13 protein-coding genes are annotated in these 15,222 nt (G+C 56.1%); 3 read left to right on the top strand and 10 right to left on the bottom strand.

Going from position 1 to position 15,222, the window contains the following annotated elements:
- Nucleotides 1-20: 20 nt before the first annotated feature.
- The 3 genes from RE6C_RS11760 to RE6C_RS11770 form a co-directional block, all read right to left on the bottom strand.
- Complete coding sequence (locus tag RE6C_RS11760) at nt 21-449, bottom strand: DUF1844 domain-containing protein (RefSeq protein WP_008656828.1); 429 nt, start codon at nt 447-449, stop codon at nt 21-23.
- A 38-nt stretch (nt 450-487) separates the two neighbouring features.
- A complete protein-coding gene (locus RE6C_RS11765) occupies nt 488-2,143 on the bottom strand; it encodes a CTP synthase (RefSeq protein WP_008656830.1) in 1,656 nt (551 codons plus the stop codon).
- Between the two features lie 205 nt (nt 2,144-2,348).
- The gene (locus RE6C_RS11770; protein ID WP_236618137.1) at nt 2,349-2,846 is read right to left on the bottom strand and encodes a hypothetical protein; all 498 of its coding nucleotides are present in this window, start codon (nt 2,844-2,846) and stop codon (nt 2,349-2,351) included.
- Nucleotides 2,847-3,413: 567 nt separating this feature from the next.
- On the opposite strand from RE6C_RS11770, the gene RE6C_RS32840 reads away from it, so the two are divergent.
- Nucleotides 3,414-3,608, top strand: coding sequence for a hypothetical protein (locus tag RE6C_RS32840; RefSeq protein ID WP_236618138.1), 195 nt, complete (start codon nt 3,414-3,416; stop codon nt 3,606-3,608).
- Between the two features lie 37 nt (nt 3,609-3,645).
- On the opposite strand, the gene RE6C_RS11780 is transcribed toward RE6C_RS32840, so the two are convergent.
- A complete protein-coding gene (locus tag RE6C_RS11780) occupies nt 3,646-5,016 on the bottom strand; it encodes an outer membrane protein assembly factor BamB family protein (RefSeq protein ID WP_081605630.1) in 1,371 nt (456 codons plus the stop codon).
- Between the two features lie 245 nt (nt 5,017-5,261).
- Here RE6C_RS11780 and RE6C_RS11785 point away from each other — a divergent pair, with 245 nt between their 5' ends.
- Entirely contained in the window at nt 5,262-5,843 is a 582-nt protein-coding gene (locus RE6C_RS11785; protein ID WP_008656836.1) for a hypothetical protein, read from the top strand.
- Nucleotides 5,844-5,934: 91 nt separating this feature from the next.
- Here RE6C_RS11785 and RE6C_RS11790 read toward each other — a convergent pair whose 3' ends face one another.
- From RE6C_RS11790 to RE6C_RS11815, 6 genes are all read right to left on the bottom strand, one after another.
- A complete protein-coding gene (locus RE6C_RS11790) occupies nt 5,935-6,843 on the bottom strand; it encodes a hydroxypyruvate isomerase family protein (protein WP_039961847.1) in 909 nt (302 codons plus the stop codon).
- A gap of 182 nt (nt 6,844-7,025) precedes the next feature.
- Nucleotides 7,026-8,318, bottom strand: a complete 1,293-nt coding sequence (locus tag RE6C_RS11795; RefSeq protein WP_039961848.1) for a TIGR03000 domain-containing protein — start codon at nt 8,316-8,318, stop codon at nt 7,026-7,028.
- 277 nt (nt 8,319-8,595) lie between these two features.
- Nucleotides 8,596-10,035 carry a protein-L-isoaspartate(D-aspartate) O-methyltransferase gene (locus tag RE6C_RS11800; protein WP_039961832.1) on the bottom strand — a complete coding sequence of 480 codons (1,440 nt, stop codon included), beginning with the start codon at nt 10,033-10,035 and terminating at the stop codon, nt 8,596-8,598.
- A complete protein-coding gene (locus tag RE6C_RS11805; protein WP_008656841.1) occupies nt 10,035-11,663 on the bottom strand; it encodes a Ppx/GppA phosphatase family protein in 1,629 nt (542 codons plus the stop codon). The genes RE6C_RS11800 and RE6C_RS11805 overlap by 1 nt, the downstream gene beginning before the upstream one ends.
- Nucleotides 11,664-11,680: 17 nt before the next feature.
- Complete coding sequence (locus tag RE6C_RS11810; protein WP_008656842.1) at nt 11,681-12,379, bottom strand: HAD family hydrolase; 699 nt, start codon at nt 12,377-12,379, stop codon at nt 11,681-11,683.
- Nucleotides 12,379-13,236, bottom strand: a complete 858-nt coding sequence (locus tag RE6C_RS11815) for a 3-keto-disaccharide hydrolase (protein WP_236618139.1) — start codon at nt 13,234-13,236, stop codon at nt 12,379-12,381. Before RE6C_RS11815 ends, RE6C_RS11810 begins: the two co-directional genes overlap by 1 nt.
- Before the next feature lie 188 nt (nt 13,237-13,424).
- Between RE6C_RS11815 and ilvD the strand changes: the two genes are divergently transcribed.
- A complete protein-coding gene (ilvD, locus tag RE6C_RS11820; RefSeq protein WP_008656845.1) occupies nt 13,425-15,128 on the top strand; it encodes a dihydroxy-acid dehydratase in 1,704 nt (567 codons plus the stop codon).
- The last annotated feature ends 94 nt before the right edge of the window (nt 15,129-15,222 follow it).

Below are 15,222 nucleotides of genomic sequence, written 5' to 3' on the forward strand. Positions count from 1 at the left end.
CGAGAAACCAGCGTTTCACTCTAACCGCGTGTGCTGACGTAGGCCATCCTCAACGCGTGCGTCGCTTCGGTCAACATTTTCGATTCGTCGTCGGACAAGTTGCCTTTGGTCTTTTCCGAAAGCACTTCGAGCGTGTCGATGGAATGTTTCGCCATCGGTTTGTCGACACGGCCTTCTTCTTGGCCGGGCACGGGGATTTGGCCCAGTGAGCTCATCCCCTGAGTGAACAACATTGAAACCAAGACTTCGAAACTGGCCGGCGGAAGCTTGGATCCCGCGGATTCTGCGGCGGCTTCGTTGGTTTCAGCCACAGAATCGCTGTCGGACTCAGTTTCGGTTTGGTTGGCCAGAGTTTCTTTCTCTTTGGCGACTTGTTCTTTCCAATCCGAGTCCACCACGATTTGGGGCGACTCGTCTGTTTCGTTTTCTTTTGGATCAGAGTTTGTCATGGCAAATCAGGTAAAGAGGGGGAGGAGACTGTATCGGTTCAGGAAGCGGTTGGCTTCTCTGTCTCCGAGGCAATTTCTTCGGTTACGCGTTGTTTGCGACGGTTGATCGCTGCTTCGATAAAATCGGTGAACAACGGGTGTGATTTCAAAGGCTTGCTTTTGAATTCCGGGTGGAACTGAGCCGCCAGGAACCAAGGGTGCGAATCGATCTCGACGATCTCAACCAACCCACCATCGGGGCTCAATCCGGTGAATCGCATGCCAGCGTCTTCAAACGCTTGACGATACTCGTTGTTGAATTCGTAGCGGTGTCGGTGTCGTTCCTCGATCTCTTCGCGGCCGTACGCCTGGATGGCTTTTGAGTCGGCGACCAATTGAGACGGCTGGCTGCCCAGTCGCATTGTGCCGCCCAAGTCGATCACGTTTTGTTGTTCATCCAACAAACAGATGACCGGATGCGGTGTGTCTTTGTCAAATTCGGTTGAGTGTGCTTTTTCGAGTCCCAACACATTGCGGCCGTATTCGATAACCGCGGTTTGCATGCCCAAACAAATGCCAAAGAACGGCACGTTTCTCTCGCGAGCAAACTGGATCGCTTGGACCTTGCCCTCAACGCCTCGTTCGCCAAAGCCACCCGGGACAAGGATGCCGTGGAATCCGCTCAGCAACCGCTCGGCACCTTCGCGTTCGATGTCGCTGCTTTGGATGCGCCCGATGCGAATCTGCGCGTCATGGTGCATGCCCGCGTGATCGAGCGATTCGTAGATCGATTTGTACGCGTCTTTGTGCTCGGCGTATTTGCCGACCACCGCGATCGAAATTTCGTGACGTGGATTTCGCAGTCGATGCAGCAAGTCAATCCACGGCGTCATGTCCAAGCTGCCCGCCGAAGTCAGGCCGAGCTTCTTGACGATCAATTCGTCGAGCTTGTTATCGACCAGCGACAATGGGACTTCGTAGATCGAGAAGTCTTTGTCCTTTTCTTCGATGACCGCTTCCGGTTCGACGTTGCAGAACAAAGCAATCTTGTCCCGGTCATCGCGGCTGATCGATTGTTCGCAGCGGCAAACCAGCACGTCCGGTTGGATTCCGATCTCACGCAATTGACCAACGGAGTGCTGCGTCGGTTTAGTCTTCAGTTCGTCAGCGGCCTTCAGGTACGGCACCAAAGTCAGGTGCATGTACAAGCAATTTTCGCGACCGGCATCGAGCGAGAACTGACGAATCGCTTCGAGAAAAGGCAGGCTCTCGATGTCACCGACCGTGCCACCGATCTCGGTGATCACCACGTCCACGTCATCGCCGCCCATGCGTTTGATGACACGTTTGATTTCGTTGGTGACGTGCGGGATGACTTGAACGGTTTTGCCAAGAAACTGGCCACGCCGCTCCTTTTCGATCACCGACAGATAGATCTGGCCGGTGGTGTAGTTGCAATCGCGATTCAGCTTGCCCGAAGTGAATCGTTCATAGTGGCCGAGGTCGAGATCGGTTTCGGACCCATCGTCCAAAACGTAAACCTCGCCGTGTTGGTAGGGGCTCATCGTCCCCGGATCAACGTTGATGTACGGATCCAGTTTCTGCATTCGAACCCGCAGTCCGCGGCGTTCGAGAACCATGCCTATGGATGCACTGGTCAGGCCTTTGCCGAGAGAACTGACAACGCCGCCGGTAACAAAAATGTGTTTAGTCATGTCCGAAAATCATACCGTGACGGAATGTTTTCGGAAGCGGCGTTGACGACCCGATCGTTCGATTGCGGGGGATTGTCGCGAGAAGACCCGCTACAGGGTGTTGGGATGCAATTCAGGACGCCGGTTCGGCCCCAAAACTCCCTGAAAACAAGGCTGGCCGATTAGGCGAAGAGGACGAGGCGGAACCGCAATCAATCCGCGAATTTCACTTTTCGATCACGTCGTCGTTGGGAATCTTCAATTCTTCATCGTCAGGTGACGACAAATCGGAGTCTCCGGTGGGGGCGGGATCATCCGGTTTCGGTTCCACCGCCAAGCAGTCATCGAGACGGAGCAAAATTTCGCCCATCAGGTCCTCGAGTCGCTTGGCCGCGGGGGGGGCCGTGAATTGCGGGCGGACTCGTTTGGGGGCCGGTGTTTTGTCCGTGCCGGCGTTCTGGGTGGTTTTCGGGGCGTCCGGCAGTTCCGGATTGTTGGTGCTGGCTTCGATCAACTGCCGCATCCGATGTGTTTGCCGCAAAATTTTGCGGACCGCTTCCGGTCTGGGCGACTGTTCCTGTTCGGCAATCTGCTGCAACGATGTTTGGATGACGCGAGCTTCTGCCGCGATTGTCGCCCGTTCTAGATCGGCCGCGTCCATGCGAATGGACTGAATGACGGCGAGAGCCCTGCTTAGAAAAGTGGCATCAATCGGGTCGCTCATCGTTCGTAATTGAAGCACCTGGTACTCAAACGAGCCCAGGAGTGTGAGGGAACGCTCGGCGAACGAATCCTGGCGTGATGGCTCATCCATCCATTTGAAACGCATTCCTTTGAAATCGCCGCGGTGAAAACAATCTCGTTTTCATGGTGCGATTCAAAGCTCAGAGGGTCATGGGGCAAAGGAATTGAAACACGAAAACTTGGTGTTTTGCGTGATCGGTTCTCATTCCTAGGCCGTAGAAACCGTGGTCGAAGCGATCAAAGAGTCATTTTGGCGTGATCCGACGTCCGAGCAGCTTTCCGCCCGTTTTGTCTCGTCTGATCGATACAACTGAAACATCGATACAACCGAAACATTCTGCGCCCAACAGGCTCTGGATCTTTGCCCGTTCAACGGGAAGACAAAGCGGATGATTTGGCCACACGCGTTCATTGTCACATACCCAAGCATTTTGGTCGTCTTCGGCACGCGACGTGCATCTTTTCACAACCGTTTTCACCGCTGAGAGAACAAGCACTCTCGGCGACCATCTACTTCAGTCTCAAAGCAAACCTAGATTTCGATCCCATGAATCCTGCATTCATCCAAACTGTTCACGGTTTCACTCACCCCATCATCGCGAGCAAACTGCTCAACCGAAAGAAAGAGTCGGGCGAAGCTCACGAAACGACGACCCAGCTTTATCGCGAAGAAACGGCTCGTCGCCTCGAAGAAAACAACTGCAAGGCAAAACGAGTCACCCCCATCGCCAAGCCAAACTGAGCACACCGGTCCCACGAAGCAACGTACCCGCCAGGCTCTACCTATCGAATCGGTAGAGCGATGTCGCGGTTCGCAAAATCAACGCGTCGCCGATCACAGCGGGGGATGCCATGATTTGCCCGTCAATCTGATTGGTCACTTCGATGTCACACTCTGTGCCCGGTTTGATGACGAACACTTCGCCATCGTGGTTGCAGAAGTACATTCGACCATTTGCCAATATCGGCGAGGCAGAAAATTTTCCGCCCAGTCGTTTGGACCAAACGTTGGTGCCGTCTTCGCTATCGATGCACGATGCGACTCCGTTGTCGTCGACCACAAACAGTAATCCGTCGACCGCGATTGGAGACGGTTTCGCTGGGATGCTCTTCTTCACCGTCCACAGCACATGAGAATCGGTGACGTCGCCAGAGCCATCGACTTTGGCCGCCCACAGTTGTGGTTTGCCAAAACCGGTCGAGAAGTACACCGCTTCTCCATCAAAGACCGGCCGGGGAACAACTGAGAATCCCTTGCCGTGATAGAGGCGCCAAAACTCTTCGCCCTTTTTCGCGTTGTACGAAACCATCCACTGCGAACCCATGCAAAGCAATTGCTCGCGACCGTTTGAGTCGGTGACGACAATGGGTGTGCAGTAAGCCTTCTTCTGGTCACCGGTGGGTGCGTCCATTGGCGGACGATCGGTTTCCCATTCCGTCGAGCCTGTCTCCGCGTTCAAAGCGGTCACGTATTGCCGCTCCAAACCATCCTGAATCAGGATGACTTTCCCGTCGTGAATGATGGGGGAACTGCCCGGGCCTACGGCATGCTTCAGCGGCAGAGTCCGCTCCCAGATCAATTTGCCGTTGGTGCGATCAATGCAGAACGTCCCGAAGGTTCCGAAGTGGCAGAGCACACGGTTGCCATCGATCACCGGTGTCGGCGATGCATAGCTGTTGAGCGAATGAATGGCGTCGGGCTGCTCAACGGTAGTCAGCTCAATCGTTTGTTTCAGCTTCCCAGTTTCGAGATCAACCGCGAAGACTTTGAGTTCGATGGCTTTCGCGATCGCGAGTTGCTTGAATTGCCGTTCTTCGTTTTCGGTCTTCCTTAGCAATTCAACGCGCTCGTCTTCCGTGGGGACGATTTCCACAGCGGAGGTCAACCAAATCGTTCCGTCGGCGATCACGGGTGAGGACCACGCCTTGCCTTCCAGATCGGTCTTCCAAGTGAGGTTCTTGTCTTCGCCGAACTGAACCGGTGGATTGCCTTCGGTGACAATTCCGTCGCCTCGTGGCCCTCGGAATTGCGGCCACGACTCAGCCAATCCAAACGTTGGGATCGCCGCCGCCACGATTGCAGTCATGAGACAGCAAAGAAACGATTTTGACGGACGGGAGAAACCGGCGGGACGGGAGACGCGAATCATGGATGGACTCAAGCGGGGGAGTAGGCGGGATGTGCCCATCTTAGCAAACGCGTTTGGCGAGGTGCCGCAAAGTTTCCGCGAGCGGAACAAACCGGACCGAAAATCGCAGAGTGACCAAGTGAAACGTTCAAATTCCCGCATTTTGACCAAACGTGTCAGGGCACTCGCGAACAATGCAATGCAAGGCGCACTGAGAGGCCAATGTTGCTGAGCCAATGCTTCCTCGGTCCCGAAGGAGACAAACCATGTTCAAACCAGATACAGAAATCGAGCTGACCTATCCCGATTCCACGTTGGTTGAATCCAACACAACGTTCCGTCGTCGATACCTGCAAATTCGCGAGGTTCGCGATTTGATCGCGGATCCGATCACGCCTGAAGAATACCTGCGTCGTCCGCTGACTCAGCGTTCACGCTATTTACTGACCGCCTACGACAAAGAGTCAAAATCGTGGCGACAGTTTTATGTCGGGTCCAGCAAAGAGCACCTGACCGACGGGCGATTGCGGATCGCTCTGTATGAGAAAGGCGGCACGTCCCCCAAGAAGATCGTTTCGCGATCGTTCGAAGCCACTCGGCGAGATCGAATTGCTCTCGCCCGTGAAGTGAAAGCGATGCAGGAAAAAGACTTGGCCGGATTGGAGTTGCGGATTATTCCCGATGAAAGTCGCGTGCTGAAGCAGCAGGCTAAAAAGCCAGCCGCTTCCAAGCCAGCACCGGTCAAGGAAACCTACTCCCGCAAAGACTCACCGGCCCGCACGGTCAAAGCACCCGCCATGACACGAGGGATGACCGCTTCATCGCCGTTGGTCGCCCCGCCGTTTTGAAGCACGACGGCAGGAGTGATCGGGCACAACCGTTTTTATCCCTATCGGGGTGAAGAAAGACAGAAAGCGACTGTCCTCTCGTTCGCATCAATCACACGATGCACTGAGCGACCGCGTCGCGCAGTCCCGCGATCGGATCACGCACGGGCAAGAATTCGTGAGCGAAGTACCCGTCGTACCCAGTGTCCGCAATCGCCTTTGCAATCGGTGGGTACAGCAACTCTTGATTGTCGTCGAGTTCGTGACGGCCGGGGTTGCCGGCGGTGTGGTAGTGACCAAAGTATTGATGGTTGTTTTGGATGGTGCGGATGATGTCACCTTCCATGATTTGCATGTGATAGATGTCGTACAGCAACTTGAAGTTGTCGCTGCCGACTCGTTTGACCAGCTCGACACCCCAGGTGCTGTTGTCGCACATGTAGTCTGCGTGATCGACTTTGCTGTTCAGCAATTCCATCTGCAACGTCACACCTTCTTTCTCAGCCACCGGAGTGATCTTCTTCAGTGCGTCGACGCAATTCTTCATGCCAGTTTCGCGATCGATCCCGCGTGCGTTGCCGCTGAAGCAGATCACGTTCTTCCAACCTTCTGCCGCGGTGGCTTCGATCGCCACGTTCATTTTTTCCAAGCACTCGTCGTGGAACTTGGTGTCGCACAATCCGTTGGGAAGCGAGTGCGACTGCACCATCGTGCAGACCAACCCGTGTTTCTTCAGCGTCGGGAAATCCTTCGGATCCAGCAGGTCGATTCCGACCATGCCCATCGAGGCGGCTTCCTTCGCCATGTCTTCCAGCGAGATCTTGGGGAAGCACCATTTGCAAACCGATTGGTTCAAACGGCCTTGCTTTGCATCCACGGCTCCGGTGGCTTTGGCCGAACCGGCTGCGTCTTGGGCGTGCGAAGCGGTGGCGGTAACGGCGGTGGTTCCGGCTGCGAGTACTGCTGCGCGAGTGAGCATTCCTCGCCGGTTCAAAGATGAGTCGGACTGATTATTTGGCATGATGTGCAATCGAATGTGAGGAGGTGGGTGATTCAAGCACCAGTTTAACTTCTGCGACAAGCGATGTCTTCAAACCACCCTGTGGATGGTGAGTGGAAGCCAGGTGAGCATCGCGCACGAAAAAGCCGCGTCAAAGCGATATGTTTCGACGCGGCCTCGTGATGGATCAGGTGACGCTACAACTATCGCATGGCGATGGCTTGGTCGTCGAACTCGAAGTTCAGTTCAACGGTGTCGCCAGCAGCAACGTTGATGGTCCGCTCTTGGCTCAGTTGACGACCGTTGGATTCCAACAACACGCGAACGGTGTAGTTTTCCCAGTTTTCGCCGGCGGCCAATTGAGTGGTGCGGAAGGTGCGAACCGTTCCGAAGCCATTGGTTTCGTTGCCAGCCAAAACGACTTTTGCATCAGCGGGAACGTGAAGCTGAACAACCGTTTCGGGTTGAGTTGTTTCAACCGCGCTGAATTGGTCTTCTTCTTCGTCGCCTTCTTCATCCGAAGCGGCTTCGGTTTGGTTGAATACCAAACGCTCCATGTCGCCGGGACGAAGTTTGATGGTTCGCTTGTCGGTACGTTCTTCACCTTCGACGTCGTAGGTCACGACCACTTCGTAGGTGTAGAGGTAACCGTCTTTCAAGCCACGCGACATGAATTGACGAACCATGCCGTCGCTGGTTGTTTCATGTCCGTTGACGGTCACGCGAGCCGATTCGACTGGGACTGCAACGGTCAACAAGGCAGCGTCGTCATCCAAGGTAGGCTTGCGAGTTTCGTAGGAAGCACCGCTGTCGATGATCGAGCCATCGATGATGGTCTCACCCATGGGAACTCCACCGTCGATGATGGTTTCGCCTTGGATCGGTGCCGAGTAGATCGGAGCCGATTCGATCATTGGAACGCTGTGCGACATCGCAGGAGCGTAGCTCATCGGAGCTGCGTAGCTGACTCCGCCGGAGCTGCCTCCGCTGCTGCCACCCGAGTAAGCGGACGAATACGAAACCGAAGGAGCGTAGTAGCCGCCACTGCTGCCGCCGGACGAACGTCCGCCGCTGCTGTAGGACGTGCCACCGCTGCTGTAGTTCGCTTTGACAACGTAACCGCCGCTGCTGCCGTGATGGCGAGCCTTGATGCGAGCGATTTTTTGACGCAAGTGACCGACCAGTCCACCACCGGAAGATCCACGCGAGTATCCGCCGGATGAACCGCCTGAAGATCCACCGGAGGATGCGTAGGCGGCGGTGTATCCACCTGACGATCCGCCCGAGGAAGCTCCCACGGAGCCTCCCGAAGAACCAGCGTGGCGAGCTGCGATGCGAGCACGCAGGCCGGCGAGCAATCCGCCGCCGCTGCTACCGCCACTGCTGCCGTAGACCAGGCCACTGCCACCGCTACTGCCGTAACTCCCGTAGGAGCCACCCGCCTCTGCCGTGACGCTCATGCTGAACGCCAACGTGAGGCATGCCAACAAATGCATGCACCTCATAAACGATTCTCCATCCTTTTGACGCGACTCTTGCTGATGCCGATCGGTCGCCACCACAAATGTGAGCGACTTAACGGCTTGAATTGCACATTGAAGGTTCGGGCCATCAAATTTGGGGGCCCGTCACCGTCGCCAGGATAGCGGACCGGCGTTGCCGATCAAGAAGACTGGGTAAAATAATCGGATTGCGTTGTGGTGGCCAAAAGCTCGAAAGAGCCGTTTTCGGAAGCGACTTTGTTCCTAGATGAATGCTTTGTCCGTTGGACATTCAGTCAATCTTCTCGATGGAGACGTGGTCAAACTCAACTGTCCCGGTCGCTCCAAACAATCCGATTCGCACAATTCCCTCTCGAGCTGCCCGCGGGACCCTCACCAAACGGCTGTCGTCACGCCACGGGCGGGTTCCTCGATACGGACCCATCGAAAACGTTCCCAGGTCACGCCGTAGCTCGTCGTAGAAACTGATCGCGACCATTGGCCACGCATCCGGATCAGGCCCTTTCACGACTTTCTCGGTTCGAAGGCGGGCAGACAGGCGAATCAAAGAAACTTTGGTTCCGTCGATTGCGATGCCTTGTAACAAGTGCGATCCCAAACCGGGGGTCTCGTTTTCAAACCGTACCAACCCGGAATCCTTCGCACCTTCCGCTCCGTCTGCCGGCAGTGCGACCTGTTCGACTTGGCGACCGTAATACCATCCCGGCACAAATCCCTCCGGATCGTCGGTTCCGGGCGGATCGGAAAAATCTTGGTTGACGACCTTGGGGTTGGCGGGATCAGGCAGCGTTTGGCGAGCGTCCTCCGCCGTGCCCGTCATGGGAACGAATAGTGTCGGTCGCAGCGGTTCGCGAACCAACTCACCATCACGTTTGGTCATCCGGTACAGCGTTTGTTGATAGCGTTCGCCGACGGGAATGATCATCGACCCGCCTTCGCGAAGTTGTTCGACCAGCGGAACCGGCACTGACTCGGGGCTGCACGTCACGATGATTTTGTCGAAAGGAGAGGCTTCCGGCCAACCAAGGAAACCATCCCCGATGCGAGTGTGGACGTTTTCATAACCCAGTTTGCTGAGTACTCCCGCCGCACGCCTGCCGAGTTCGTCGACGATTTCAATCGAATAGACTTCCGCAACCAAGGGACTGAGTACGGCGGCTTGATAACCACTGCCGGTGCCGATCTCCAGCACCTTGTCGGTCGGTTTGGGGTCAAGCGTTTCGGTCATCGACGCGACGATGAACGGACTGCTGATCGTTTGTGCCGAGCCGATGGGCAAAGCCATGTCGAAGTACGCTTTGTCACGCACGGCCGCGGGAACAAACTCGTGTCGAGGCGTGGTCTCAATCGATTTCAGAACCGCTTCGTTGGTCACGCCCGCGGTGCGAATTCGAGTTTCAACCAGTTTGCGACGTGCAGCCGCGTAATGATCTTCGCGGGCAGATCGTGACGAACCGGTTTGGCCCAGAATCAAATGAGGAGGCTGAGCCAAGGAACTGTCGCTGGTCGATGGAGATGGATTGAGAAAGGATTGTGAAGAGCGAGGTGATTGTGACCATGCGGGTGTTGCGATTGCCATCAACACGAAGACCCATCCCAAGCGAGAATGGGCCAACCCCGCACCGCAGGACATCCCAGTAACACGGCCAGAAAACGTCGCGGCAGTTCGAGAGTGCTTGCCGTTATTCGCGGACACTTGCTGCTCCGGCATCACTTTACCTCGGGTCTCAGTAGGACGGGTTTGCCGAAGATGTCTTGGAACAATCCGGAATGACTTCGCATTGCGATTTGTTCCAGCGAGACATCGTCGACCCCCGGCGCCGAGATGACTAATCGCTTGCCTTCTTGCGTCACATTGATTTCGCGAATTCGGCCGCTGCGCGTGTCATCCAACGCGATCGCCAATCGCAAAATCGCGGCCATCTTGGCCACCGCCACTCGGTCGTGTCGGTCAAGCGATCCGTATCCTTCGTGGTTGCTTTGTGGTGAAGCCCGGCGGTGATACCGAGCGACCAACGCCACCAACATCAACTCTTGCTGAGACAGCCCAAACAGTTCGCTGTTTCGGATGATGTAGTAAGCGTGTTTGTGGTTGCTGTGCAGGCTGATGTACAAACCGACTTCGTGCAGCAATGCCGACACGTACAACAGCACTTCGTAGCGAGCGTCCAGCTGATGTTCTTTGGCGAGCTCTTCAAACAAACGGCGAGCCAATTCCGCGACGGCCCGCGAATGGATCTCGTCGATTTGGTATTTGCGTCCGAGTGACACCGCCGAGCGAATGATTTGTTGACGAAATTCGCTGGTCCAGTTGCCGCCCTGAACGATGTCGGCCAGCAACCCGTCTCGCAGATTGATGTCGCTGACCAGGATGTGTTTCAAGTCAAAGTGCCGTGCCAGCATCGTGTAAGCCAGCAGAGCCGGGGCGAGCGTTTCCGCTTCGACAAAGGTCGCGCCAAACTTTTTGACGACCGCGTCTTCGCCCATTTCAAGGATTTGCTGGGTCAGTTCTTCGAGCTTGTCGACTGGAACGCGAGCCAGATTGGTTTCGTCCCAATCTTCGATCAATCGGTGAGCGGCAAATCGGATGTCGCCGCCGATCGCGACCAAGTGCAGCTGCGTGTCCGTGCGAACCTGATCACCGATCCGAACCAGGATTCGGCGGATGTGGGTTTCCAGCAACTCTCGCCAACGCACGCCGCGGGCACCCGATGCATCGAGCGTTTGCAACAATCGCAGCGACCCCAAGCGAAACGACTCACTGTGCAAAACATTGCCGCCGCGAATGACCAGCAACTCGGTGCTGCCACCGCCGACTTCGACCACCAACGATTTGCTTTCGGCCGTTTCCGCCAAAGCCATCAACTGGGGTGTGATGCCCATGTAAGTGATGCGGTTCACTTCGGCTTCGTCGATCGGTTCGACGTCCAAACCGGTCGCCACATAAACTCGGTCAATGAATGCCACGCGGTTGCTCGCTTCGCGAACGGCGCTGGTTGCGACAACGCGAATGTCGTTTGTTGAGTCGATGCCGTATTCCCGCAAGACTCGGCGGAAACGTCTTAGAACCGCCGCGGCTCGTTCGATGCCTTTGCGAGACAATCGTCGCGTTTCGAATGCATCGCGACCCAAGTCGACCGGTTGCAGCAATGACTCAAGGGTTCGCACGCTGCCGTCGTGCAGGATTTCAGCGATGGCCATCCGGATGCTGGTCGCACCAATGTCAATCGCGGCAACGGTTCTGGGCGAACTGTCCAGCGGCGGCGTCGCGATGTGCGAGGTTGCCGTGTTGATGTGCGGAGCCGTTGCGGTGCTTCGCGGAGAGAGTGGATTGTCCATGTGCTTCACTCGGTTTCCTATGCGGTGGATGCGAGAGGGACATCGAATCCGTGTCGTCGCAAAACATCAATTGCCTGTTCACCGCCCAAACACACTTCCGCCTTCCATCCGTGAGCGAGTGCGGCTTCCACGTTTTCCTCGCGATCGTCGACGAAGAGAATTTCTTCCGGTCGCAATTCCGCATTGTCACCTTCGCCCGGTCGCATTGCCAAGCACTCGCTGGCCAACTTCATCGCCGTTTCATAAATGACGCGGTCCGGTTTCATGCTCTGGGCCTCGTAGCTGACGACTTGCACGTCAAATGGACCGCTCATGATTTCCCAGCCTCGGCCGTTGACCCAGTTCCAATGGGCCGCACACGTGTTGCTGAGGATTCCGATCGGCACCTTCGCCTCACGCAATGATTGCAGAACGGCAACCATCGACTCGATCGGTGTGAACATGTCACTAATCGCTCGCATGATGTCGCCTGTCGCGACCATCCCATTGGGCTGCACCAACGTCGCGTAAGCATCACGAACCGCTTGGGCGAACTCCTCTTCTGAGATCAGTCCGGTTTCCAGCTGATTTTGCAAACCACCAACGTGAAGGATTTCGTCGGACGCTTCGCGGGTTCCACCGAATAAGTCCGCCACATTGTCGCTGGCAAGGTTGCGGTCAAACGAGACCAGGATGTTCCCGAGGTCGAAGTAAACAAATCGAATGTCGGATGCCATCAGTCCAGTCCAAGAATGCGCAGATTTCGATACCAAGCTTCCGCGGGTTTTCCGGAATGGATTTGCAACGCGATCACGCCAACCTGTGGAATGCCTTCTTCGGTTTCAATGTAGTCGACCGTCTGAACACCGTTGAGGCTGATTTGGATTCGAGGTCCGTGGCATACAATCCGCATCTTGACCCAGTCGGTTTGTTCGGGGCGGTCGGTTTGTTCCGGTGTCGCTGATTGTGAGCCTTGATTGGCTTGTTCGGATGTTTCGGTTGCAGCGTCCTGCCCTGCCGCCGGTTGTTTCCACTCGACCTCGAACGGCGGTTCGGGCAGTTGCAGCATCCGACGCCGTCGAGATTCGTCGTACAACGCACCCCAAATGGATCGTTCAGCGGAATAACCCGCGTCGGCCTGATACCCGATCATCTCATGCGGAGGCACATCGTCGCTTTTCTTCGGGCGTCGCGAGCGGAATTGAATGCCCGCGTTGCGGCCTTCGCCACGCATTCGAATCTCAGCCCGAAATTCGAAGTTGTCAAACTTCTCGGTCGTGGCCAGAAACTGGTTCTTGGGAATCGGTTGGTCGAGTCGGCCTGCCACGATCGATTCGTCTTCGATCCGGAACCACGAAGCATCCCCCTCAAATCCCGCCAGGATTTGGCCGTCAAACAACGACCGGCTTCGAGTTTTGAATTCTTCATCGCTGACGCCGAGATCTTCGCTCGGTTTCTCCGCCGTGGTCGCCAATTTGGGTTGGTCTTGGGCTTGAGTGCCCTGCCCCGCCGCCACCCAGACGACCGCCAACATCAACGCCGTGGTGACATGAGCAAACGAGACTTTCGCGGACAACAAATGGGGTGTGCTCATGGTCGAAATTCGCTTTTTTGAATTGAAACCGGTCTCAATTCCGAACGGCGGAGAAGGGAACTTTGTCTGGGGTGTTCGTGAGATGAACTGCCCCGTCTTTGTAGTTTTCATGTCACCGATCATACTCTTTGACCCTTTCAAGGTGTTGCCACCCATCTCCGGCCGCTTTCCCCTGCCAAAACGATCTCATGACCGCGTCTCAGCCTGAATCCGATTCCAATGCACTGAACAAGTACAGCAGCAAGATCACCCAGCCGAAAAGCCAGGGTGCGTCGCAGGCAATGCTCTACGCCACCGGCATGTCCTCCGAGGACATGAACAAGCCTCAAGTCGGCATCGGCAGCATGTGGTACGAGGGCAACAGCTGCAACATGCACTTGTTGGATCTTGCCGCGGACGTCAAAGCGGGTGTCACCGACGCCGGCATGGTCGGCATGCGTTTCAACACCATCGGTGTCTCGGACGGTATCTCGATGGGCACCGACGGGATGAGTTTCTCGTTGCAGAGTCGCGATCTGATTGCCGACTCGATCGAAACGATCATGGGGGCTCAGTGGTACGACGCGTTGATCACCCTGCCCGGCTGCGACAAGAACATGCCTGGTTGTTTGATGGCGATGGGACGCCTGAATCGTCCCGCCATCATGGTCTACGGCGGAACCATCAAGCCCGGCAGCTACCGCGACGAGAAGCTGGACATTGTCAGCGCGTTCCAGTGTTACGGCCAATACATCGCCGGACAAATCAGCGAAGAAGAACGCAGTGAAATCGTTCGTCGAAGTTGTCCCGGTGCGGGAGCCTGCGGCGGCATGTACACGGCCAACACCATGGCCACCGCGATCGAAGCCTTGGGCATGGCCCTGCCCTACTCCGCCAGCATCCCTGCTGAGCATCCTGAAAAGAAAGAGGAATGCAAACGAGCCGGCCAAGCCATCCTGGAACTGCTGAAGAAAGACATCAAGCCTCGCGACATCATGACTCGCGGCGCATTCGAAGACGCGATGGTGACGTTGATGGCTCTCGGTGGCAGCACCAACGCGGTGCTTCACTTGATCGCGATGGCTCGCAGTGTCGATGTGCCACTGACGATCGAAGACTTCCAATCGGTTAGCGATCGCACACCGTTCTTGGCCGACTTGAAACCCAGCGGCAAGTTCGTGCAAGAAGACCTTCACAGCGTTGGTGGCACGCCCGCCGTGATGAAGTACTTGCTCGAAAAGGGCATGATCAAAGGCGAGCACATGACCGTCACTGGCAAGACTCTGGCCGAGAACTTGGCCGATTTGCCTGGTTTGAAGACCGGCCAAAAAATCGTGTCGACGGTCGAAGAGCCAATCAAGAAATCAGGTCACATTCGAATCCTGAAGGGCTCGCTCGCAACCGAAGGCGCTGTCGCGAAAATCACCGGGAAAGAAGGCCTGCAGTTCAGCGGACCGGCTCGTGTTTATGACAACGAAGAATTGATGCTTGCAGCCTTGGAGCAAAAGCAAATTCAAAAGGGCGACGTCGTCGTGATCCGTTACGAAGGACCCAAGGGTGGACCCGGCATGCCCGAGATGTTGACTCCGACCAGTGCCATCATGGGTGCTGGTTTGGGAAGCGACGTTGCGATGCTGACGGACGGCCGTTTCAGCGGCGGCAGCCACGGCTTCATCGTTGGCCACATCACCCCCGAAGCCCAAGTCGGTGGTCCGATTGCACTGATCGAAGATGGCGACACGATCACGATTGACGCCGAAACGAACTCGTTGGATTTGGAAGTCGACGCGGCGGAATTGGAAGCTCGTCGATCCAAGTGGACCGCACCGCCACTGAAAGCCACTCGCGGAACGCTCTACAAGTACATCAAGTGCGTGAAGAGCGCCAGCGAAGGCTGCGTCACCGACGAGTGAATCGGTAGTTGTTGAGTGCAACGGGCTTGGAAGCCCATTATGCGAGCGAGAGTACGCTGGACTTCCAAGCCCGGCGACCAGCAAAACGTACGCT

It is taken from the genome of Rhodopirellula europaea 6C, from assembly GCF_000338295.1.
Classification (GTDB): Bacteria; Planctomycetota; Planctomycetia; order Pirellulales; family Pirellulaceae; genus Rhodopirellula; species Rhodopirellula europaea.